Raw genomic sequence first — 21,100 nt, 5'->3', positions numbered from 1 at the left:
AGATTTTAACCGTTAAATGAGCCGGTTTTAAGATTTTATTGGCTGCATTTATTAAGCAAACACCGTCAAAAAATGACGGTATTCTAAGCATTTATGCGAATGTAGGTACTCATTGGCCTAAGATATGAAAATTTATTTTGTGGCTAAAAAAAGTTAGTCCAGGGTGAGAAAAAATTTTTGTACACCCGTCTGGATGGCTGGGTTTGAGAGGAACTGCAATAAAAGCTTTTCTGAAAACTCAGTGTAAAACCGTGAATTTACGGAATCTTCATAGAACACTGTAGACACCTCCGTAAATATACTGATATACTGGAAAAGAAAGCGGGGCATCTACACTGCAAACCGTTTTTAGGGTGAGGGTGTTATGGGTACTTTCCTAAAATTGGCTACTACAACCACGCTGGCACTTGGGTTGCACCTAATGGGAGCAGGTAGTGCAACGTCTTATGCCAACAGTAATTTGTTAAGCAAAATTAGCTTGAGCAATCTCGACAGCGAGAATACGCTGATAGCCGAGTATGAACCGAAAGACAACGGTGGGCCCAAAACTGGGGAAGATGCGGGAACTCACTTTTGGCAAGAGGTAAAAGGTGGGCCGGCTTAGGTTGGGATGGAATTTTTCCACCAGTTAGCCTGTTGAATCAGTGTGTGGGTGTGCCAGTTGGGGTCTAAATTTGGGAAATCAGTACGGTAATGTCCGCCTCTGCTTTCGGTGCGAAATAAGGCACTGTTGAGAATTAAATAGGCGATATCTAATAAGTTGCAAGTTTCTCCCCAAGTACGCAGCAAGTCAGGATCAAAAGGGGAAATAGATGTCGGCTCGGTAGGCGTAAGGCTTGTTAAATATTGGCTAAGAGGAAGGGCGGCAAATTCTGTTTGCCAGGTTTGAATTTGGTTGAGGACGGTTTGCAGGGTGGGTTGATTGCGGCAAATACCGGCACTTTGCCAGACGAGACGCGGCAATTCTTGACGGATGGTGTGGATTTTGTTTTGTTCGTTTTGGGAGTGGGTGAAGGGGGAGGTACGCCCCGAAGATAATGAAACGGGCTCTGGGGTAAAAAGTTCTAGGTGGGCGAGTTGGGCACCAAAAACTATACATTCGAGAAGCGAGTTACTGGCGAGCCGGTTGGCACCGTGTACTCCTGTGCTGGCTGTTTCGCCGACGGCATATAACCCTGGAATTGAGGTTTGGTTGGCGAGATCGGTGTAAATACCTCCCATCCAATAATGGGCGGCGGGAGCAACGGGGATGGGTTGGCTGAAAACATCAATGCCCCAATCTCGGCAAACTTGGATAATATTTGGGAAGCGGTGGTGGATGCGTTCGGGCGGGATGGGGCGTAAATCTAACCAAACGTTGGCGGTAGCAGGATCGGAGCCGGTGCGTTGAAAGTGGCTGAAGATGGCTCGGCTGACGATATCGCGGGGAGCGAGTTCACCGGCTGAATGATAGTCAAAAGCAAAGCGATAGCCGTGATCGTCTACTAAATGGGCTCCTTCGCCGCGTACTGCTTCGCTGATTAAAAATCTGGGGGCGCCGGCTTTGGTGAGGGCGGTGGGGTGAAATTGAACAAATTCTAAATCTCTTAAAATAGCACCGGCTCGCCATGCCATTGCTACACCATCGCCGGTATTAACGGCGGGGTTGGTGGTTTGGGCAAAGACTTGTCCGCCGCCGCCGGTGGCTAAAACAACGGCATCGGCTTGTATCCAGTAAACATTACCTTCATAGGCGAGGCTGATACCTTGACACCGGCCTGAAGTTGGGTTTAGCCAAAGGTTGAGGGCAAAAGCTTGTTCAATGACGCGGATATTTTTGCGTTTGAGAATTTGAGCAGTAAGGGTGCTAACGACGGCTCGCCCGGTGGTATCTGCGGCGTGGAGAACGCGGCGGCGCGAGTGGGCGGCTTCGAGGGTGAGGGCGAGTTGGCCACTGTGGCGATCAAAGCCAACTCCGAGATCGACAAGAGATGCGATAGATTCTGAGGCGTGTTCTGCTAAAAATTTAACAGCGTTGGTGTCGCATAAACCGGCCCCGGCTTTGAGGGTGTCTTCGATGTGGAGGAGGGGCGAGTCATCCGCAGAGATGGCGGCGGCGATACCTCCTTGGGCCCAGTCGCTTGCAGATTTTGGCAGGCTGTCTTTAGTGAGTAGGGCGATTTTATAATGTTGTGGCAGGCTGAGTGCTGCGTAAAGGCCGGCGGCGCCGGTGCCTATCACCACAACGTCAAAGTGGTTAGGCAGGTTCAATTGCTCGGATGAATAGCTGTTTGAATGTGTGACCAATTGAATTATCGCCCTCTGGGTAATCGTTGTTATTTCGTCGTTTTAGTTTAAAGTTTAATCGACTTCAAGAGCGATGTTAAAAAATGCGCTATACAGGACACCCCCAGCAGGTGTGGGGGTGTTTTGTCTTGTAGGGGCGGTGCCCCTGTGCCCCTCCGGTGTGTATTGCGGAGGTGGAGGGATAGCCGCCCCTGTGGGTTTTAGTAGAGACCGTTGTTATACCGGTCGTCGCCTTCTACGAGGTGGGGTTCGACTTCGGTAACGGTGAACTTATCCAGGTTGGCTTGGAGAAGTTCTTTTTGACGAGTTGTGAGTTCGGGGAGGTTTAAGACATCCTCAACTTTTTCGTAGGGTGCGTTTTGGACAATTTTGCTTGCCAAGGTGGGGTATAAGCCCGGATATTGGCGGAAGGCTCGCACGTTTGTGTTGTTGAGGTCGATTTTCTTGCCGTACTCGGTTCTGAGTTTGTCATCAATGGCGTTGCGGAATTCGGCGGCCAACACCGGCGCATTGCTGAATGTTACACCGTTTAAGTTGGCAGCGTAGGCGTTTTGGGGCGCTCCTAACCAGCCCCAGCAGCCGACGAGCAGGCACAGGACGCTCAACAGACGGATTGCACGTCTCATAATTTTTTCCCTCTCAGACACAGCTTATTAATTATTTAAGAGATTACCAAGTTTCTTTACAATCTTATAGCGGTTTTCTCATCTATTTGGAATAAGCATTTTTGCCGGTCAGGGGCGGGATGCCCTGGGGGCGGGATTTTGCAAGCTTCGTTACCCCTTGCAGGAGATAGCGGTTTACTGCTGTGTTTCTTGGCTCAGTAAACTAAACCCAAGAGCAGGAGAAAGTATCCCCGGAGGCTTTTTAAGATCAGCCGGCACTAAATTTGAGCGCCGCGCTTCATGGCTGCACCGGCATCAACCGCCACCCCTAAGACTACTCAAAACATCTATATCTGAGTTTCGCATCGCCTCTGGTTTGAGAAGCGTAGTCTATTGCAAACGCAATGAAGCTGGCAACATTGTCCGCTCTAAATTTGCTCCAGCCAAGGTTTCTCGCACTACATCGGCTTGGCGTAAATCGGCTCGCAATAAATTGGCATTCACTAAACTTGCGCCGCGTAAATCTGAGCCACTTAATAAACTAAAAGCCAAATTGGCATTTCTCAAGTTAGCGCGTTTCAAATTAGCATTTGTCAATTCAGCGCTGTTTAAATAACTATTGCGTAAATTCGCACCTTCTAAAGAAGCTCCCCGCAGATCCGCGCCTTCTAAATTGGCATATTCCAGGTTTGCACCGGCCAAATTTGCTCCCCGCAGATCCGCTCCTATAATATGAGCGCCTTTTAAATTTGCGCCTGCCAAATTACAACCCGCACACTGGTTTGTTTCTAATAATTGCCTTACATGGGCAGGATTTTCGGCGAGTGCCGGCATTGCGCCAAGCGTCGTCAGGGCAACCACAGCGGCTTTTAAAATCAGTGATTTCATTTGCCCAACCTCTCAAAATCTTCTACTTTTAGTATGGCTCATATTTTTTGGTTTGATTTAGAATTATTATTAAGCTGCCTGCCCGCAATTTCTATCAATCGGCAGATGACATCCCCTTGTGAAAAGTGATATAAAAATCTATCGTAAGCTTGAAAAATCCGTTAAGTTTTGTTGATTTTTTTGAAGAAAGTTATCAATTTATACAAAAAGGAATAAAGGCGGAGGCTCAATAATTCTACCCTCCACAACCCTCAGGAAAGCAAAAAAATTTCTCCTCCCCTACCCCGGTGCCTCAAAGAGGAGAATTCGCCAGAGGTGGGAAGGAGGACTAATTCTTGGCCCCGCTTCCCTTGTAGAGTAAGGGGGAGGGGGTGAGGTTTGTTGTTACTGCCAATTTCCCACCAAAACAAACGGTGACCAAAAAAAGTTTGCAATGCTTCTACCGCTACCTCCCAGGCTTCAGACTTTATATTTAAAATTCCTAAGAGGGATTTATTTTCCCCTAAAAGGTTTGCTTACTTATCCTAATAGCAAAAATAGTTGCAGTCTTTGTTTTGACATTTTTGATGTTCTAGCCTAAACTTTATCGTTGCAAATAATCACAAGTCCTTGACCAAAATGGCAAGATATTTTTATGGGCTTAGGTTAAGGAATGGCAATTACTAGGATTTGCACCCTAAAAGCTGATTTGCCAATTCACAAAACCCTGCACCCTCCGCCGCTGTTGTCACACAAACCGGCTTATAAATTAACTTGTCTGCATATTCCAATACATTCGCTACCCCGACAGAAACCGGAAAATTTGCAGAATTAAATAAACTTTCATCATTAGGACTATCGCCCACTGTCACCACTTTTTGGGCCGGTATTTGCGGGAAAAACTCACGCAAGACTCTCAATAAACCGGCGGCTTTATCCTGAACTTGGGGTTTGATATGACACTGCACCGAGCTATAAGTAAATCCCCACCCTATTTGATAACATAAGCTTGCCAATTTGTCAAGATCATTTTGACGTAATCCCGCCACATCAAACGTCCAATCTGTGAGGCGAAAAACATTATCTCCTGATTCTTGAATGTTGGGAAAATGAGATTTCAGACTTTCAAAGGCGGTGGCTAATTGTTGCCGGTGTAAAGTAAAATTTTCAATCGCAGATAAACACACCGGCACATCAGAACCCTGGGGAAAAAACAACCCACCATTTTCTGCAATTGCCCCCGCCACCGGCATCAAACTTGATATCCCACTCACCCAACCGGCAGACCGCCCCGTAACAATTACAACCTGGATACCGGCGCTTGCTAAATTTTCTAGGGCCCATAGCAAAGCCGAATTAAACTTACCCTTCTGAGTAAGCGTACCATCCATATCGGTTGCTACAAGACAAATTTCTGTAAACAAACCCTCTGCCACAGCCTGAGATAAACTTAGGAGTTCCATATTAGTTAAAATAAGCCGGTTTTAATTGACAGTTTTTCCGAATAAATATTATAAATAAAAAAGCGGTCGCTGTCACCAAACGACCGCCACAAAAAGTATTAATTGGATTGCAACTTTTTAGAAACCCAGCTAATAAGACCGCTGAGAATAGCACCGGCCATCAAGATCCCAATAGCGGGCATAAAAACCGGCTCCCAGAGTTTGTACCACAAATCAAACCCCAAATTTACCTTAGCACCGCGTCCCAGCAGTGCAATTACGAACCAAAAAAAACTAAACAAAACAAAAAAAACATCCGCAACCAAAATCGAATTCAACCCATTGATTAACTTTTCTTTCATTGTTTCAAAAACCCAACACAGAGCAAAAATATTTTAACCTTCAGTCGCTACGCCAAAAGGCAACCGGCCCCTCACCCACATAAACAACCAGCGCAACAAGCGAGCCATACTCTGGGGGTGAACCACAGCCCAAAAATTCATCGCCAGACAAACAGTGGCCAACGTCAATAAAATAAACGTCGGAAGCATAACCACCCCAACCATAAACCAAGTGAAAACGTGCAACACCATCACCAAAGCGGGCACAGAGGCAAAAGCTGCGGAAAAACGAACCTGAACAGCGGGCCGGTGGAGTGCCGTTAAAATCATCGTCAGCAAGGTGCAGACGAGGTTTGCAGGCACCAGAAAAGCACAAATCGCAATGCAATGAGCGCGGGAAAACTCAAACAGAAAATTAAAGTCAAACATCTCAAAAAAATAAGGTAAGCTGGCAGTAAGTTTAGCGGAAAATCCTTTCAAACTGATGGAAAACACCAATTTACTTGATGCCCTCGCTGGGGGTCTGGCCCTCCTAATTTTTGTTGGTGGGGTCTTTATGATGCTAACCAACATTTGGACAAGTGGCTTGCGAAAATGAAAACATCAGTCATTTGTCAATTCTCCTTTGTCATTAGTCAAATGACTATGGACTAAGGACTAATGACAAAGGACAATCTGAGATGAAGCTCATCCCCTTGCAATGAAAAAAAACAAATTAAAACTTTCTCAACTGCTGGCCGGTGTCATGTTGTGGGCCGGTCTTTCGCCTCTAAACGTGCAAGCACAACCTTTGGAGCTTGAGGATATCTCGTTATTGGATGCGGTTTGTGTGAGTACCGGCCCGGGCCGGTGGCGGAAAATTACCGAAGATGTTTCCGTCAACAGACAAGTGTACACATCACTTTTATTTATGGGCCCCGGAACTCAATACTCCGGCCTGACTTGCCGCATTAGGCCAGAAAACCCAGGGCCAAACGATTACAACTTTCAAACCCTCACCTTGCAGTTTGGAATGCGGGATAACGACTGGAAAAGTCCCTCAGCCACCGTCAAAATTTACCTCGACGGCAAAGCAACTGCCGACCAAACCATCGGGCCCGGTCAAAAAGCCGACCTATCGCTTCCTATCACCAATGTCAGCAATATTGCCATAGAAACCATCTGTAACAGCGATTCTCGCTATTGTGACCGCGTTTACTTCTTTCAAGCGGGCCTTGATCCGATTTTGCCGCCGCCGATAGACAAAACGCAACCAATACCAGAACCGAATCGGGGGGCGACACCGATACCCATTCCGCCGCCACCTACCGACTCGCAAAGCAACCCACCTCCATCGACATTACCAAGCATCAAGTAATGGCAATGAAAGTGAATTTCTGCAAAAAATCACCAGCCAAATCCAATGAAGCCTATTATTAAAGATCAACTCGCCTGGGAGCAGGCTAATGTGCTGATGCAACCGGCCTTGATCCGCGTGATTGACAACATCCGCAAACATCTTGATGAGTCAGTATGGCAAGGTAGTTATCAAGAGGTGCAAAATCCCTACCCTGGTTATCAGCTTTGTTTGCAGAACAAGGAGCATCAAATAACATTGGAAATCTGGGATTTGTGCTATCAAGTTTGTTTCAGCAATTACCAACCAACCCACGCCCCCGAAGAAACTTTTGAAGTGGAAATCGACCATCAATTGTTGGAGGAAGAAACTGGCGAAGTAGACTGGAACCGGCTTGATAGCAAAGCAAAAAAAGTTGTAGATAAAATTTTTGCAGAGTTGCCGGTGGTTTAATTTCAGGGTGGGCGTATCCCACCCTCTTAAAACCGAAAAAAATTTGACAACAAATCCACAAAAATTTTAGCGAAAAATGATTGAACAATTACAGGAAATTCAAGCAAAAGCCGGGGCAATTGTAGAAGAAGTTGGCAGCGGCGTAAAAGTGGCCGTATCATATCGCAACGACAGCGAAGCTTTCAAGGCAGTTCAAGAAAGTGTGGCGCTTTGTAATCGTTCGCACTGGGGGCGAATTTTGGTTTCTGATGATGACAGAATTCGCTTTTTGCACAACCAAAGTACCAATGATTTTAATAGCCTTAAAGCCGGTCAAGGTTGCGATACAGTTTTTGTGACTTCTACGGCTCGCACAATTGATTTAGCAACGGCTTATCTTACAGAAGATTCGGTGTTATTGCTGGTGTCTCCTAACCGGAGAGAAAAGGTTGTGCAATGGCTGGATCGTTATATCTTTTTTGCCGATAAAGTGAAACTAACTGATATCACGAATCAAACGGCTGCTTTTAGTTTGATTGGCCCGAAAAGTGATGAGTTATTGCAACAAATTGGGGCTGGAGAAATGGCCGGTCAACCCTACGGAAATCATCAAGTTTTTAAGGTTGGCGGTGTCGAGGTTCGCGTCGGTGTTGGCAGTGGGTTGGCGAGTGCCGGTTATACGTTAATTGTGGATGTCGAAAAAAGTCCTCAATTGTGGACTGTTTTAAGCGAAGCTGGGGCTATTCCGCTGGGGGAAAATTGCTGGAATGCCTTAAGAATAGAACAAGGCCGGCCTTTGCCAGATAGCGAATTGACGGAAGATTATAATCCTTTAGAAGTGCGTTTGATGCAAACGATTTCTTTTAGTAAAGGTTGTTATATTGGGCAAGAAACTATTGCGCGGTTGAATACTTATAAAGGCGTGAAACAATTTCTTTGGGGGGTGCGTTTAAATGCACCGGCAACTCCGGGGAGTGCGATATTTATAGGTGAGGAAAAAGTCGGCACGCTGACAAGTTATGCGGAAACGGAAAAAGGGCCCTTTGGTTTGGCTTATATTCGCTCAAAAGCCGGTGGAGTAGGGTTAAAAGTTTTGGTGGGTGAAACAGAAGGGGAAGTAGTCGAAGTGCCTTTTTTGACTCCTCCGCTTTTGTAGCCGGTGGGTGTAGCTAGAGATGGCGGTTAATGAGGGCCGGTGCTTCGGAAGGATGAACATGAGAATACCATACCTGATCCGGCAAAATTAAGACCATCGGCCCATTACCGCATTTTCCCAGACAACCGCTGCCGGTGAGGGTAATATTTGGCACAGCATTAACTTGAAATGCTGCCATAACTTTTGCGCTACCTTGTTTGCGACAGGTGCGGTTTTGGCAGATTAAAATTTCTTTGTCAGAAACCATAGAATTTAATTGTTTTCAATTGCGCCTTGTTTCACCCAACCCATAAAAAAGTGGTTGAGTAAATCGGTGGTTTCTCGTGTTGCCGGCATTAGGTTCGGTTCCACCAATTCTTCTAGGGTTAAATAGGGTTCTCTTGATTTAATTTCTAACACGGCTAAACCGGCTCTGGGTGTAGGTTCCGGTTCTTCTGCCGAAGATTTTGTCAGGGTAATTGCTTGCACCACAATTGCATCAACGGCATCAGGATAATCGCTTGGTGCGCGGACTTTATCGGGAACTTCTTTAGCATCAAAAGATTTCATCCACGCTTCAGAAGTCATAATTAAAATAGAGGGAAATACATCACGTCCCCATTCTCGGTAAAAAGCAGCCCCAATTTCTACCAGAATTTGCCGGCGTTCGGTAGATCGATTGAAATCTCTGCCACCATCTAAGGGAATAAATTGGAGCCGGTTTTCCGAATCCAGCACTTTAATAATTGGCGGGATATTTTGCGGCTTTTCGTCTTCGCAATAGCTTTTTATTATGTCTCGTTCGTAACCAATCATAAAAAGCAACTCTTCATCACTCACTATCGAGTCTTTAAGATTTTCAAACATAGTCTTTGTGTTAAATTATTTGCGAATGATCAGTACAGCCTCAGACTCCCGCCTGGTAAGAGGGTAGACGCAACCTCCCTGACGCATGACTTAATGACTAATGAGGCATTTGTCAGAGTTGGCGGGTGTGTCAGTTCGCCTATTCTCATTAAACAACAACTTTTAACATTTCCTCTCAACTCAGGAAGTAGTTTTTGTAACAATTTACCAATGCTTTTGTCGAGTAGCATTGTTTAATTTCATACTCGTTTTTATTATGCACATTTTAAGGTGTTTGTCAATCCCTCGACTGCACTAATTTTTTAGAAAAATTCACAATATTTTTTATTGAACGCCTAAAAAATATTTCAAAGTATCGGCATTTCTCACAGCATTACCGTTACCATCATTATTAAAATAAACAAACACACTTTTTCCCTGCGCTTCCCATTCCCGGATACGACCGGCCCACCAGCGCAAATCATCATCACTATAGGAACCACCATACAAAAAATTATGGTCTGGGCCGTGCATTCGCACATAAACAAAAGATGCAGTTGCTTTCAAAATACAAGGTAAATTTGCCCCACTCATCACACAATAAGCAGCATTTTTATTTTCTAATAAACTAAAAACTTCTTCGGTATGCCAGCTTGGATGCCGAAATTCTACTGCTAGTTTTATCCAAGGGGGAGTTTGCTCTAAAAAATAAGCCAAGCGTGCCATATCACAGGCAAAAGCCGGCGGTAATTGTACCAAAAATACGCCTAATTTGTCGCCTAAATAATGTAAACTCTGCTCAATTCGCGCTAACCATTTTTCCGGCGAAGCAAGACGCGAACTGTGAGTTAAACCACGAGGCGCTTTGATAGTCATTAAAAAATTCTCTGGCAGACGCGCTCGCCAATTAGAAAAAGTTGTATCTCTTGGCCAGTGATAATAACTGCTATTTACTTCTACAGTTTGATAGCGCTGTAAATAATAATCTAAGCGTTTTGCACTGGGTAATTTATCAGGGTAAAGCACTCCCTGCCAGTGGTCATAACTCCATCCAGACGTACCAATATGAATAGCCATTTTATTAAAAGTAGGCTGGGCTATGCCCAGCACAAATTACTATTGATTATTGGGGCGTTCGGTAGCCGCTTGATTTTCCGGCGCTTCTTCTACTCTGCTGGCATGGCTTGCTTGGGTAGTAATTTCCGGTATTTCAACAGTTGAATCAGTTTCTTCGATTGCCCCATTCATATTTGTGTTAGGTTTTATGGCAGTGCTTTTATGGCTGGCATTTCCACTGGGCATAAGGTTTTCCTCAATGATTTTATTACCCGAATTTTAGACAAAATTGTTAGCAAATTTGGCCTATCTTTAGGGGTAAATATTTAACCGAACGCGCTCAAAAAAACTGTTTCTTGGGGAAGGGTAAAAAAATCTTACTTTCGGCAGAGATTGAGCAAGGATTTTGATAAGCTAATCGGGATAAACTGAAAGCAGGAAACTCCCATCCCCTAAGCTTATGTCAGAAAAAAATGGCCCTTGGACAATTGAAGAAACCGAAAAAAAATATCACAATTCTTTTATTGATGTGCAGGAAGACCAGGTGGTGCAACCAGACGGAAAACCTGGAAGTTACGCCACAGTAAAAATGAAAGCAGGAGTGGCTGTGCTGCCGATGGATGATGAGGGTAATGTCTATTTAGTTAAGCAATTTCGTTATGCACTAAAACGCGAAAGTGTAGAGGTTGTGTGCGGGGCAATTGATGGAGATGAGCCACCTTTAGAAGCAGCAAAAAGAGAAGTAAAAGAAGAATTGGGAATTGAGGCAGCCGAATGGACAGATTTAGGGATGTTTGATATGGATACATCGATTGTTAACTGTCCTGTATTTTTATTTACGGCAACAAATTTAAAATTTACTTCCACAGAACGGGAAGGAACCGAAACAATGAAAACGGTAAAAATGAGTTTAGAGGAAGCTGTAGAAAACGTGATGGAAAGTTCTATTACACATGGGCCGAGTTCGATTTTAATTTTGAAAGGTAATACGGCGATGAATTTAAGGGGGGAAAACCACAGTTTTTAGGGTTGATGGCGAGAATAATTTTCTAACTAGGGGGATGAGATATAGCCTTATTTTGAGCAATAAATTGAGAAAAATTTTGTAGGTAAAAATAGGATAACGGGCAGTGGTGGGCAGAGCCCACCCGACAGCGAACAAAGTTTTAAGCAGTTTTTTGTTGACGCGAAGCTACAAACTCGCGCAGACGCCATAAACTAACGCTTTGCGATAAATTTAAGGGCAACAAAGAAATTCCCTCTAAACGAGACTGCACCCAACCATCGCCCCAATACCACTCGTGATAACCATCAATTCCTTGACTTAATAAACAGCGCAAGCAATTGGACTGAGCCACATCAACAACATGATGAATAACCACCGGCCCAATAGAACTGGTAAAAGATAAACCCACCTCAAACTCTTCTGGCAGACCGGCAGAAAAACGTTGTGGCCAAAGCCACCGCTCAGCCACCGCCGGACGCATAAGACAATCACGAATAATAGAAGCCGGTGCATTGACCTCAATTCGCAGATGACTTTGCTGGAACGTACCAAACATAAAAAACAACGCCTCCTAGACTCTCCCTTTCAGTATGTCAAAAGCCACGTCGAGCCGTAATCGCTGCTTGTTGAGGAGAAGGCTTTTAAAATAGTAAGAGTGGCAAAAGTAAGGTTTTATCATGGCCGATCAATTAATTCGAGCAACCGCAGCAGACGGAGGCATACGAGCAGTAGGCGTAATTACCACCCGCCTCACAGAAGAAGCAAGGCAGCGACACAAACTTTCCTACGTTGCCACCGCCGCCCTGGGACGGACAATGACATCAGGACTGTTACTCGTCTCTAACATGAAACGCCCAGAATCAAGAGTAAATATCCGGATCAGGGGCAACGGGCCATTAGGCGGAATTCTCGTCGATGCCGGTTTAGACGGCACAGTGCGGGGATACGTCGATAACCCAGAAATCGAACTACCCCCAAATAGTAAAGGAAAACTCGACGTTGGCGGAGCCGTTGGCAACAGTGGCTATATTTATGTCGTGCGAGATGTTGGCTACGGCTACCCCTACTCAAGCACCGTTGAACTGGTATCAGGCGAAATTGGCGATGACATTGCCCACTACCTTGTCACCTCCGAACAAACCCCCTCAGCCCTAGTCGTGGGAGTATTTGTTGGGGCTGAAGGTGTCACAGCAGCCGGTGGCGTACTGTTGCAAGTCTTACCCAAAGCCGCCATAGATGAAGAACTCATTGAAACCCTAGAATCTCGTGTCGCCGGTTTAGCTGGCTTCACACCTCTGCTGCAAGCCGGCAAAACCCTCCCAGAAATCATGCAAGACTTACTCGGAGACATGGGCCTGCAAATTTTACCAGAACGGCAGATCGTGCGCTTCCATTGCGGTTGTAACGGCGACCGATTTTTAGGAGCGCTAAAAATGCTCGGAGAAGCTGAACTGCAAGACATGATCGAAAAAGACAACGGAGCCGAGGCTATCTGCCATTTTTGCGGCAACGTTTATCACGCCAGCAGCGACGATCTCAGCGAGTTGATAGGCAGACTTCGAGCCGAAACTGCAACGGTAAACTAGAGAACGCTTAATTAAACCAACCCAAGAGTCAGGAAAAATTTAAGCCTGACTTTTTTTGTTTTTCGGCCATTGCATTGACAATAACGGCAAGATGTAGATAAAGTTTCTAAGAAGCGTGCGCCCCAAGGAAAATCAGCAAGAGAAAAGCTTTTTTTTCGAGACGGCGACGCTGAACCGCAAAAAAAGCCAGCCTGAGATTAAGCTGGTACAAAGCCGAAAAATCTCTTAAAGACCTTCCGGTTCTTTACGGAAATTTCATAAGTCTTATGTAGCCGATAACATAATCAAATGGCTATTTGCGGGCATTTTAAATGACAGATTTACTGTTGGTGTGTGGGATATGACAAGAGTTCGCAGAGGTAGAGACCGGCGCCGCGTTGACCGGTCTTTAAAACCAATCAACAACAGCCAATTTAGTGGGCTTCCACCCTTAGCAGGCACGCCGGTGTCTGGAGGGTCAGTGCCTCAAAGCGTGCCACCGGCCTCTCTGGAACCAGACGGTCGTACCGTAGCGGATTCTGTCATTGGCTCGGCCTCCTCCCGCCTGCGCGTCCCCATAGAAAGCTTAGAAAAACTTCTGCACAGTTGGAAATTTTGGGTCGGCTCGTCGGCTGTTGTTTTTGTCACTAGCGGTGCCATTGCCACTGCCTTATTGTTGCGGTTGCCGGCAGTGCCCAATTGTCCGGCAATTTTTTGGCCGATGGCAAGCGCCAGTTTGCGAATGTATTGCGCTCAACTTGCCGCCAATAAAGACACCGTTGATGATTTGCTCTCAGCAATTCAACTGGTTAATGAACTCCCCAAAGACCACCCCCTGCGCCCCGAAATTAACCGCAATATTGAAGAATGGTCAGAACAACTTTTGCAGCTATGCGACCAAACTTTTAATGCCGGTAAATTAGAAGAAGCTATTGGAATGGCACGCAAAATTCCTGCCAATGTGCCGGTTTATAGCCTCGTAGAAGAACGCATAAATAATTGGCAGTCTATCTGGTCAAAAGCTGAGGAAATTTATAACAAAGCAGAAGCCGAACTGCGGAAACAAAACTGGCCGCAAGCCTTCCGAGAAGCTGTACAATTGCTGGATATTGAAAACCAATACTGGGCAACGGTAAAGTACGAAGAAATCACCAACATAATGAAAGTTGCCCGCGAAGATGGCAGCAAACTTGGCAAAGCTTATAGCCTTGCAGATCAAGGGGGTTTAGAAAAACTCCTCGAAGCAATTAAAGTTGCTCAAAGCATCGAGAAAAACAGTCGCGTTTATGAAAAATCCCGCGAAGCCATCAAAGAATTTAGTCAAAAAATGATGGATTTGGCAGAGGAAAGCCTAGAAAAACGCGACTTATCGGCAGCGGTTGAAATTGCCCGTCAAATTCCAGAAGAAGCGAAACTAAAAGAAGAAGTTGCCGATTTTATTGAGTTAGCCAGAGCCCAATCTTTAACCTGGCAAGATAGCGTCAGCGGTTTAGAATCTGCCATAGCAGCGGCTCAAAAAATTGCCCCAAATCGGCCTCTTTATAGCAAAGCCAAACGCTTGATTACTGAGTGGCAAGACAGCATCCAAAATTTAGGGTATTTAGAAAAAGCTCGCTCTTTGGCTCGCACCGGCAGTGTTAATGATTTAAAAGCCGCAATTTCGCAAGCCGAACAAATTGATCGCTCTAAACCTCGCTGGGAGGAAGCGCAATCAGAAATCGACCGTTGGCGAGGAGAAATTGAAACCCAAGAAGACCGGCCTTATTTAGAAAGAGCAGAAATGTTAGCCCGATCTGGGGATGTAAATTCGCTGCAAGCTGCTATTAATCAAGCGGGAATTATTGGCAGAAATCGGGCGCTTTATGGGGCGGCGCAAGAAAAAATCGACCAGTGGAGCCGGCAAATTCAAGAACAACAAGACCGGCCTATTTTGGATATAGCAAATCAATTAGCGCGGGGTGGTCGTCCTGAGTCTTTAGACGCTGCTATTAGCCAAGCCCGAAAAATAGGCAGTGGTAGAGCGCTTTATGAGGAAGCGCAAGCAAAAATTGATGAATGGAACCGGCAAATCCAAGAACAACAAGACCGGCCTATTATGGATAATGCCCGTCAGTTAGCGGCAATGGGTCAATATTCCGATGCGATCAACCGAGCGGAAAGAATTATCAGCGGACGTGCTTTGTATGGTGAAGCGCAAGATGCCATCCAAGCTTGGAAAGGGGAACTTCGTGGCCGGCAAAATCTTGAGGATGCTTATCGTTATGCCGGTATGGGAACACCGGAAACGCTGGCTTCTGCTATTCGTGCAGCAAATCAAGTTTCTGATAGTAGCCGCTTGCGTTCAGAAGCCGATAGCATGATTAATCAGTGGAGCGATCAAATTTTATCGCTTGCTCAACAACAGGCAAGTTATGATCCGCAAGGGGCAATTGAAATTGCTCGCAAAATTCCTTCTTATGCCGGCACTTATTCGGCGGCTCAAGTACAAATTACACTGTGGCAAAGACAAATTGCACCGGCACCGATACCGGAACCGGCACCGCAATCAACTCCTACTACCCCTCGTTAATTTTTCCGAAAGTGTTAGAAGTTTTGCTCTCAAAAAACAAAGCTTCTAAGACTTTTATTTATATAAAACTATGACAAAAGTAACTTTTGAAGAAATAGCTCAATTCCGAACCCAATTAGCGGCCTATGAACAAGCTTTAAAAGCTTTGGATGTGATAGAAGATTGTGAAGGAGATTTAGAAGATGCGGCCTTGGTTTTAGCAATAGAAGTAGGTCAGCAGCCAGATGGCCCTGAGTGGTTAGATGGCTTTGCCAAAAGATGCCGCGTGGCTATTTGTGAGGAAAATTTGCGAGAGGATTTTTTAAATGGAAAATATGGAGTAGTGATGGACTCTCTGCAACAAAAAGGTGTTTGTCCGGCGATTTTAGGGGCGCCGGTGTTGATGTATGTTGTAAAAAAAGGAATTCAGGAATTTTGCGAGCCTTTGGAATTGAAACTTTAAGCTGGAACCAACGCTGCCGGTTAAAAACGCCACCGATTAAAAACGCCGCCGGTTAAAAACGCCACCGATTAAAAACGCCACCGATTAAAATCGGTGGCTACACGAAGGAAGAAAACCCCCTCCGGGGGTTCAAAAATTATTGGCTTTTCTTAACCGGCGGCGTTGGTTTCCAATCAGTTAGCAACCGAAGAAAAATTGAGAAGTTCTAAATGCTTGCTCACCGGCACCAAAGTATTCGCAGCAATAGCCCCCGACGCCGCCACCGCCGGCAGTCCGATCCCTGGAAAAGTGGAATCGCCACAACAAAGTAACCCATCGAGGGGAGTCAGGGGCCCCGGAAAGAAACCAGAGCCCGCCGCAATAGCCGGCCCGTAAGAACCGCGATGGCGACGTAAAAACCGCTCATGGGTGAGAGGAGTGCCGGTTAATGTCACCTCACAACGTTCTTTAATATCAGGAATAACTCGCTCCAAAGCTTGCCACATCACTTGTGAGCGTTCTTCCTTAAATCTCACATAAGCTTCACTTTTTCTATCCATGCCTTCCCAAAGGCTGTAAGGCTCATTTCCGGGGGTGTAAACATGGATGACGTGCTTACCGGCCGGTGCTAACGATGTATCAAGAACTGAGGGAATCGATACCACAACGACATTCTGCGGCGCGGTGATGCCTTTTTGCCAATCGTTGACAACGATATAATGACAAGCCAAATCGGATCGCAAACCGGCACTATCAACGCCTAAATGCAGGTGCATAAAACTATCACACTCTGGCATACTTTCCCGATTTTGGCGAAAATTCTTCGGCAATGCACCTTCTGGCAACAGTTTCAGGGTATCCCAAATTGAGCAGTTAGAGACGACAGCTTTTTTGGCGCGGAGTTCTTTGCCAGAACGCAAACGCACTCCCACAGCGCGGTTTCCTTCGATCAAGACTTGCTGCACATGAGTATTCAGCATCAATTCTCCGCCGTGTTTTTGCAAACCTCTCACTAAAGCATCAACCAGGCCGGCGCTGCCACCAACGGGATAATCTAGCACAACGCCTGGTTTATACCATTCGGCGAACATAAAGGCGACTTCGGCGGTGCTGGTGCCTGATGCCGGCAGTCCAGAAAGTAGAAAGCACAATAAGTTCAGCCAATTGGAGATGAAAGAGTCGGAAACAACTTCATCGATAATTTGTGAGAATGGTGCTGTGATTTTTGGCAGACTGGCGAGGTGTGGTAATAGGGCGGGGGCAAACCGGCCTACGGTGAAAATGGCTCCCAAATCAAACCTTAAGGCTTGTGGTGGCATGGACGTGGCGGCACGAGAGAGCGGTTCCATCACTTTTTGCAAGTTGCGCCACTCGCTAACGGCTTCTTGACCCCGGAATTTTGCTAAAATCTCACAAAACTGCTCACCGCCTACCTGTGTATCAAAGTCTCCCTCTGGCAAACAACAGCCCCAAGTATCATAGGTGAGGCAGGGTACGCTTTCCCCAATGGCATCTAAAACTTGTTTGAGGGGGTTAGTAGAAGGACTGTAAGACAAGCCAGAATAAAGCGATGGCCCGGAATCGAACTTAAAGCCTTTGTATTCAAAGCCATGTGCGGCGCCACCGGCCTCGGAATGGCTCTCACATACTATCACTTTTAAGCCATAACGTGCCAAAAGTGCGGCACAACATAACCCACCGATCCCACTACCGATGACGATAACATCTGTCATTTGTCTTTTCTTTATCCTGAAAGTGATCTGTCTTTAGTTAATATAAAAACCAGTTTTTCTGCAACCTAGATTTTTTTATGGAGTTAATCAAAAATGGCAATTGATTTTTCAGATATTCAAAATCACTTTTATCAAAAATCTATCCTGCAACTTCAACAGCAAGCAATTATAAATGGCTATTCAGAGGGAGATTTTAGGGGTAATGGTGCTTGTGCTGATAGGAATTTTTCTGAATAAAATAGTTTTTTGCAGACTATAATTTTGTCAAAAAATACTAATTTTAGGGGCTGATTTCATTTATAGAAAGTTAGAAACAAATGGGGAGGTATGAAATTTAGAGGCGTTTTTTGCCCTTTTTTGTGATTTTTTTTACAATTTGGTCTCAGCCACCTGCATAATCTGGAAAGGCCGGTGCTAATTAAGAGAGTAGACTAGGGGGAGGCAAGTCTTGCTTATGCTATCTATTGCTTTTGCAAAGGGTAAAAGTAATGTGGCAAAAATCTTTTAGCTTGTGAGGTTAATTCATGGTAAGTTTTTCTTACACATCGCCGTTAAATAAAGTTAAAGGCAGCCAAGATGCCTGGGCTATAAAATTTGATGAAAATGTGTTTTTGGTTTCTCTTGGAGTGATTTGCGGAGAATCAGCGAAAATGTCTAATATCCCTAGACTGTCTCAGCGACCGGCCAATCAAGACAAATTCTGCACTTCTTCTATTTTCGAGGCGGGTATAGGTTGTTCTCGCATTGTATGGAAACAGCGTCCTCACTTAGTAAGAAATTTTGATTTATATCAAAAAAAGGAACAGGAGTTATCGCAATTGTGCCGGCTGGCTGATAAGGAGCAAGGAATTGCTTTGTTTTGGCTGAAAATAGCGACGGGCCGGTGTGAGCCGCAAATTTGGGAGCCGGTCAACCGAAATCAACTAGCGATGGAACATTTGGCGGCTTATTTTCAGACCAATTGTTATTATGCTGCTAAGGAAATTTTTTCTCAATCGCCTGAGCATTCTTGGGATGATTATTTCGGGATAGCGATGGTTTTTGTTTATGATTTTAACAAGTTATTTAGCCTGTTGAAAAGTTACAAAAATTCGCAAGGAACGCTGGCAAACTACGTTCAAAAGGCGCTGATAAATACAATTAAATCTGAAGCAAAAGTGCGGCGCTTTTCGCGGTGGCGGTTGCTTTGTACAAAAGGCGAGGAAAACCTAAAAGATGCGTTAGCAAAAGCTAACTTTGACAGCGCAGAAATTGCTTGTTTTTTGTTTGCTCGAAAGTATTTCCGGCAAGTTTATCTCATCAAAGTTAAAAATCCCAACCGGCCAAAAGGTCAACAATGGCCAGAGCCGGACAGTCAAGATTTTGAAGCGGCGGCGCAATGTTATAATGCTGAAAAAATGCTGCCAATTGCACCGCATGAGGTGAGTGCCGGTTTAAATGTGAGGGGAAAAAATATAGAAAGTTGGATGAAAAGCTGCATTGAAGCTTTGCAAAATTATCGTAAAATTCCTCTTTCGCTGGATTATTTAGAGGAAGCCGGTATTACAATTCCCGCAAATGAGGAAGAGGAAGAAACACCGACACCCTCTGAACAAAAAAAACCAACTTTTCCGCAGTTATCTAAAGAAACCCAAGCAGCTTTTTGGCAAAAATTGCAAACCCTAAAACCAGAACAACATAAACTTTTGTTGTTAAATTATGGAATAGGGTTAACCCAGCAAGAAATGGAGAAGTTTCTGGGAGTCAAGCAGTCGAGTATAAGCCGCCGACGTGACACAATTCACAAAAACTTTTTGCAGACTTTAACGAAGATATCAGGTGCGGATCAATGGGTTAAGCAATATATTGATGGTTGGCTAATTAACAAATACCGTTCTCCCGAACATTTTGATTTAATTCAAGCAGGATTGGTGGAAGCAATCAAGAAGCTAGAAGCAGAATCTCAGCAGATTTTACAAGTTTGTTATGGTCAAAAAATTGCGGTTGAACAAATAGCAAAACTGCAAGGAATACCGTTAGAAGAAGTGCAAGCCAAACTAAAACAAGCAAAGCACAACTTAGAAAAGCAGTTAATTTGCACCCTCAATGACTGGATTAAAAATTATGTAGATGTCTGGTTGGGGATGGTTTATAAAGATTTGGTAAAGAAAAGCTGCCAAAAATTAAAGTTCTCGTGGAAATCCGAAATCGCCACGAACAAGATTGAAGTTATTTTGCAAGAAACTCTGAATTTAATTCGGGAACATAAATAAGGAGAGTCAAAAAATGTTTAAGATTAAAAATAGACAAATGTTTGAGCAAATGGAAGCGCAAATTACGCCGGAAGACCAAGAAACAGCCTGGAAAGAAACAGAAAACTTTTCTAACCCCATTGCTCGCTACAATGCGTATCTTAATTCGGTTTGTTTAAAAACTTTTGTTGCATGGTTACAAGACTGGCTGAGAGAAGAGAAAACAGCTATTAAGCCTTTAGTTTTGCCGAGTCTTAAAAGTTTAATAACGCTTTGGGAAGTGCTTAATGGGACAGCAATTAATGTAGGAGAAATGCGTTTAATTTTAATTCCCAGCGATGATTTAGATATTTTTGAATTAAGAGTGCCTCAAGAATGGGTAGATAACCCAAACTGGGTAGGAGACTATTATTTGGCAGTGGGAGTTAATTTAGATAGCGATGAGCAAGATTGCTGGTTGAAGATTGCCGGTTTTGCTACCCACAGAAAGTTAAAAAATGATGGGGTTTATAATCCTCTGGATCGCAGTTATAGCTTGCCAGTGGCGGCTTTAAACCAAAGTTTAATGGTGATGGAATTACTAACAGGTTTGGATGTGCGGGAAGAACTAGAAGAATTGGAAATTGTTAGCGAAAATGAGGCGGAATTTTTGCTGAAGAAGTTAGGGAATAATGCAATTTATTCGCCGCGCTTAGTACCAGAGGTAGCGGTGGAAAAATGGGTGGCTTTGATTAGTAATGAAGCTTGGAGAGAAAAGCTTTATCAAAAGCGAATGGGGATGGAAAATGTGATAAAGCCGGTGGTGAATTTGGGCCGGTGGTTGGAGGGAGTTTTGGAGGCCGGTTGGCAGAGTTTAGAGGAGACATATTGGGCTGCCAAAGAATCAATTACCGCCCAAAAAGTATATGCAACCGATTGGCGAAATGAAGTGTTACCGACAGTCCGGTTAGTAATGACAGTCACTCCTAAAGAAGAAGGAAAAACTGACATTTGTTTGCAACTACAACCGGCACCGGGGGAACTTTGCTTGCAACCAAATGTGAAACTCATTGTGCAAAATGAACAACAAGAAACTATGCAAGAAGAAGAAGCCGGTAGAGAAACATTATTTATCGAAATAAATTTAACAACGGATCAACCAGGCGATCAATTCTGTGTTATTATAACTGCGGGAGATCAAAGCATCACCGAAACTTTTGAAGTTTAATTACGTTGGGGCTTGGGGGATA

23 protein-coding genes are annotated in these 21,100 nt (G+C 44.6%); 11 read left to right on the top strand and 12 right to left on the bottom strand.

From position 1 onward, the window contains the following. Positions 1–364: 364 nt before the first annotated feature. Complete coding sequence (locus NG798_RS19635; RefSeq protein ID WP_261225400.1) at positions 365–604, top strand: hypothetical protein; 240 nt, start codon at positions 365–367, stop codon at positions 602–604. On the opposite strand, the gene nadB is transcribed toward NG798_RS19635, so the two are convergent. The 6 genes from nadB to NG798_RS19605 all read right to left on the bottom strand — a co-directional run bounded on the left by nadB (position 601) and on the right by NG798_RS19605 (position 6,036). Then, a complete protein-coding gene (nadB, locus tag NG798_RS19630) occupies positions 601–2,286 on the bottom strand; it encodes an L-aspartate oxidase (protein WP_261225399.1) in 1,686 nt (561 codons plus the stop codon). The genes NG798_RS19635 and nadB overlap by 4 nt on opposite strands. A gap of 200 nt (positions 2,287–2,486) precedes the next feature. Next, positions 2,487–2,912, bottom strand: coding sequence for a photosystem II complex extrinsic protein PsbU (psbU, locus tag NG798_RS19625; protein ID WP_261225398.1), 426 nt, complete (start codon positions 2,910–2,912; stop codon positions 2,487–2,489). Between the two features lie 369 nt (positions 2,913–3,281). Next, positions 3,282–3,779, bottom strand: a complete 498-nt coding sequence (locus tag NG798_RS19620) for a pentapeptide repeat-containing protein (protein ID WP_261225397.1) — start codon at positions 3,777–3,779, stop codon at positions 3,282–3,284. A 662-nt stretch (positions 3,780–4,441) separates the two neighbouring features. Continuing rightward, positions 4,442–5,221 carry an HAD family hydrolase gene (locus tag NG798_RS19615; RefSeq protein ID WP_261225396.1) on the bottom strand — a complete coding sequence of 260 codons (780 nt, stop codon included), beginning with the start codon at positions 5,219–5,221 and terminating at the stop codon, positions 4,442–4,444. Positions 5,222–5,319: 98 nt separating this feature from the next. After that, positions 5,320–5,562 carry a hypothetical protein gene (locus tag NG798_RS19610; RefSeq protein WP_261225395.1) on the bottom strand — a complete coding sequence of 81 codons (243 nt, stop codon included), beginning with the start codon at positions 5,560–5,562 and terminating at the stop codon, positions 5,320–5,322. Between the two features lie 33 nt (positions 5,563–5,595). Continuing rightward, positions 5,596–6,036, bottom strand: coding sequence for a hypothetical protein (locus NG798_RS19605; RefSeq protein ID WP_261225394.1), 441 nt, complete (start codon positions 6,034–6,036; stop codon positions 5,596–5,598). A 205-nt stretch (positions 6,037–6,241) separates the two neighbouring features. On the opposite strand from NG798_RS19605, the gene NG798_RS19600 reads away from it, so the two are divergent. From NG798_RS19600 to NG798_RS19590, 3 genes are all read left to right on the top strand, one after another. Beyond that, positions 6,242–6,898, top strand: a complete 657-nt coding sequence (locus tag NG798_RS19600) for a hypothetical protein (protein WP_261225393.1) — start codon at positions 6,242–6,244, stop codon at positions 6,896–6,898. Between the two features lie 45 nt (positions 6,899–6,943). Further along, a complete protein-coding gene (locus tag NG798_RS19595) occupies positions 6,944–7,330 on the top strand; it encodes a hypothetical protein (protein ID WP_261225392.1) in 387 nt (128 codons plus the stop codon). Positions 7,331–7,406: 76 nt separating this feature from the next. Then, positions 7,407–8,465: a folate-binding protein YgfZ gene (locus NG798_RS19590; protein WP_261225391.1), complete on the top strand. Its 1,059-nt coding sequence runs from the start codon at positions 7,407–7,409 to the stop codon at positions 8,463–8,465. Positions 8,466–8,478: 13 nt separating this feature from the next. Here NG798_RS19590 and NG798_RS19585 read toward each other — a convergent pair whose 3' ends face one another. From NG798_RS19585 to NG798_RS19570, 4 genes are all read right to left on the bottom strand, one after another. Beyond that, positions 8,479–8,712 carry a ferredoxin gene (locus NG798_RS19585; protein ID WP_261225390.1) on the bottom strand — a complete coding sequence of 78 codons (234 nt, stop codon included), beginning with the start codon at positions 8,710–8,712 and terminating at the stop codon, positions 8,479–8,481. Between the two features lie 5 nt (positions 8,713–8,717). Next, positions 8,718–9,311: a hypothetical protein gene (locus NG798_RS19580; RefSeq protein ID WP_261225389.1), complete on the bottom strand. Its 594-nt coding sequence runs from the start codon at positions 9,309–9,311 to the stop codon at positions 8,718–8,720. A 324-nt stretch (positions 9,312–9,635) separates the two neighbouring features. Further along, positions 9,636–10,367 carry a DUF72 domain-containing protein gene (locus tag NG798_RS19575; RefSeq protein WP_261225388.1) on the bottom strand — a complete coding sequence of 244 codons (732 nt, stop codon included), beginning with the start codon at positions 10,365–10,367 and terminating at the stop codon, positions 9,636–9,638. A gap of 39 nt (positions 10,368–10,406) precedes the next feature. Continuing rightward, positions 10,407–10,592, bottom strand: coding sequence for a hypothetical protein (locus NG798_RS19570; protein WP_261225387.1), 186 nt, complete (start codon positions 10,590–10,592; stop codon positions 10,407–10,409). Between the two features lie 214 nt (positions 10,593–10,806). On the opposite strand from NG798_RS19570, the gene NG798_RS19565 reads away from it, so the two are divergent. Beyond that, complete coding sequence (locus NG798_RS19565; RefSeq protein ID WP_261225386.1) at positions 10,807–11,373, top strand: NUDIX domain-containing protein; 567 nt, start codon at positions 10,807–10,809, stop codon at positions 11,371–11,373. 139 nt (positions 11,374–11,512) lie between these two features. On the opposite strand, the gene NG798_RS19560 is transcribed toward NG798_RS19565, so the two are convergent. Next, entirely contained in the window at positions 11,513–11,908 is a 396-nt protein-coding gene (locus NG798_RS19560; protein ID WP_261225385.1) for a hypothetical protein, read from the bottom strand. 121 nt (positions 11,909–12,029) lie between these two features. On the opposite strand from NG798_RS19560, the gene hslO reads away from it, so the two are divergent. From hslO to NG798_RS19545, 3 genes are all read left to right on the top strand, one after another. Continuing rightward, a complete protein-coding gene (gene hslO, locus NG798_RS19555) occupies positions 12,030–12,938 on the top strand; it encodes an Hsp33 family molecular chaperone HslO (RefSeq protein ID WP_261225384.1) in 909 nt (302 codons plus the stop codon). Between the two features lie 340 nt (positions 12,939–13,278). Beyond that, complete coding sequence (locus NG798_RS19550) at positions 13,279–15,486, top strand: chromosome segregation ATPase (RefSeq protein WP_261225383.1); 2,208 nt, start codon at positions 13,279–13,281, stop codon at positions 15,484–15,486. A 70-nt stretch (positions 15,487–15,556) separates the two neighbouring features. Next, a complete protein-coding gene (locus NG798_RS19545) occupies positions 15,557–15,928 on the top strand; it encodes a hypothetical protein (RefSeq protein WP_261225382.1) in 372 nt (123 codons plus the stop codon). A 173-nt stretch (positions 15,929–16,101) separates the two neighbouring features. Here NG798_RS19545 and NG798_RS19540 read toward each other — a convergent pair whose 3' ends face one another. Further along, on the bottom strand, positions 16,102–17,640 hold the full coding sequence (locus NG798_RS19540; protein WP_261225381.1) for an NAD(P)/FAD-dependent oxidoreductase: 1,539 nt from the start codon (positions 17,638–17,640) through the stop codon (positions 16,102–16,104). 93 nt (positions 17,641–17,733) lie between these two features. Between NG798_RS19540 and NG798_RS19535 the strand changes: the two genes are divergently transcribed. From NG798_RS19535 to NG798_RS19525, 3 genes are all read left to right on the top strand, one after another. Next, positions 17,734–17,877, top strand: a complete 144-nt coding sequence (locus tag NG798_RS19535; protein WP_261225380.1) for an S-layer homology domain-containing protein — start codon at positions 17,734–17,736, stop codon at positions 17,875–17,877. A 287-nt stretch (positions 17,878–18,164) separates the two neighbouring features. Beyond that, positions 18,165–19,892: a sigma-70 family RNA polymerase sigma factor gene (locus NG798_RS19530; RefSeq protein WP_261225379.1), complete on the top strand. Its 1,728-nt coding sequence runs from the start codon at positions 18,165–18,167 to the stop codon at positions 19,890–19,892. A gap of 13 nt (positions 19,893–19,905) precedes the next feature. Continuing rightward, entirely contained in the window at positions 19,906–21,078 is a 1,173-nt protein-coding gene (locus NG798_RS19525) for a DUF1822 family protein (protein WP_261225378.1), read from the top strand. Positions 21,079–21,100: the final 22 nt, after the last annotated feature.

This window comes from Ancylothrix sp. D3o, from assembly GCF_025370775.1.
Classification (GTDB): Bacteria; Cyanobacteriota; Cyanobacteriia; order Cyanobacteriales; family Oscillatoriaceae; genus Ancylothrix.
The sequence above is the reverse complement of the archived record's forward strand: the minus strand, read 5'-3'. Positions and strand labels throughout refer to the sequence as shown.

Bases quoted from the DNA above. Each gene is read 5' to 3' on its own strand.
- NG798_RS19615 (WP_261225396.1), bottom strand. From the start codon at position 5,221: ATGGAACTCCTAAGTTTATCTCAGGCTGTGGCAGAGGGTTTGTTTACA.
- NG798_RS19530 (WP_261225379.1), top strand. From the start codon at position 18,165: ATGGTAAGTTTTTCTTACACATCGCCGTTAAATAAAGTTAAAGGCAGC.
- NG798_RS19550 (WP_261225383.1), top strand. From the start codon at position 13,279: ATGACAAGAGTTCGCAGAGGTAGAGACCGGCGCCGCGTTGACCGGTCT.
- NG798_RS19525 (WP_261225378.1), top strand. From the start codon at position 19,906: ATGTTTAAGATTAAAAATAGACAAATGTTTGAGCAAATGGAAGCGCAA.
- psbU (WP_261225398.1), bottom strand. From the start codon at position 2,912: ATGAGACGTGCAATCCGTCTGTTGAGCGTCCTGTGCCTGCTCGTCGGC.
- NG798_RS19535 (WP_261225380.1), top strand. From the start codon at position 17,734: ATGGCAATTGATTTTTCAGATATTCAAAATCACTTTTATCAAAAATCT.
- NG798_RS19575 (WP_261225388.1), bottom strand. From the start codon at position 10,367: ATGGCTATTCATATTGGTACGTCTGGATGGAGTTATGACCACTGGCAG.
- NG798_RS19545 (WP_261225382.1), top strand. From the start codon at position 15,557: ATGACAAAAGTAACTTTTGAAGAAATAGCTCAATTCCGAACCCAATTA.
- NG798_RS19600 (WP_261225393.1), top strand. From the start codon at position 6,242: ATGAAAAAAAACAAATTAAAACTTTCTCAACTGCTGGCCGGTGTCATG.
- NG798_RS19590 (WP_261225391.1), top strand. From the start codon at position 7,407: ATGATTGAACAATTACAGGAAATTCAAGCAAAAGCCGGGGCAATTGTA.
- NG798_RS19635 (WP_261225400.1), top strand. From the start codon at position 365: ATGGGTACTTTCCTAAAATTGGCTACTACAACCACGCTGGCACTTGGG.
- NG798_RS19610 (WP_261225395.1), bottom strand. From the start codon at position 5,562: ATGAAAGAAAAGTTAATCAATGGGTTGAATTCGATTTTGGTTGCGGAT.
- NG798_RS19560 (WP_261225385.1), bottom strand. From the start codon at position 11,908: ATGTTTGGTACGTTCCAGCAAAGTCATCTGCGAATTGAGGTCAATGCA.
- NG798_RS19565 (WP_261225386.1), top strand. From the start codon at position 10,807: ATGTCAGAAAAAAATGGCCCTTGGACAATTGAAGAAACCGAAAAAAAA.
- hslO (WP_261225384.1), top strand. From the start codon at position 12,030: ATGGCCGATCAATTAATTCGAGCAACCGCAGCAGACGGAGGCATACGA.
- NG798_RS19595 (WP_261225392.1), top strand. From the start codon at position 6,944: ATGAAGCCTATTATTAAAGATCAACTCGCCTGGGAGCAGGCTAATGTG.
- NG798_RS19540 (WP_261225381.1), bottom strand. From the start codon at position 17,640: ATGACAGATGTTATCGTCATCGGTAGTGGGATCGGTGGGTTATGTTGT.
- NG798_RS19580 (WP_261225389.1), bottom strand. From the start codon at position 9,311: ATGTTTGAAAATCTTAAAGACTCGATAGTGAGTGATGAAGAGTTGCTT.
- NG798_RS19585 (WP_261225390.1), bottom strand. From the start codon at position 8,712: ATGGTTTCTGACAAAGAAATTTTAATCTGCCAAAACCGCACCTGTCGC.
- NG798_RS19620 (WP_261225397.1), bottom strand. From the start codon at position 3,779: ATGAAATCACTGATTTTAAAAGCCGCTGTGGTTGCCCTGACGACGCTT.
- NG798_RS19570 (WP_261225387.1), bottom strand. From the start codon at position 10,592: ATGCCCAGTGGAAATGCCAGCCATAAAAGCACTGCCATAAAACCTAAC.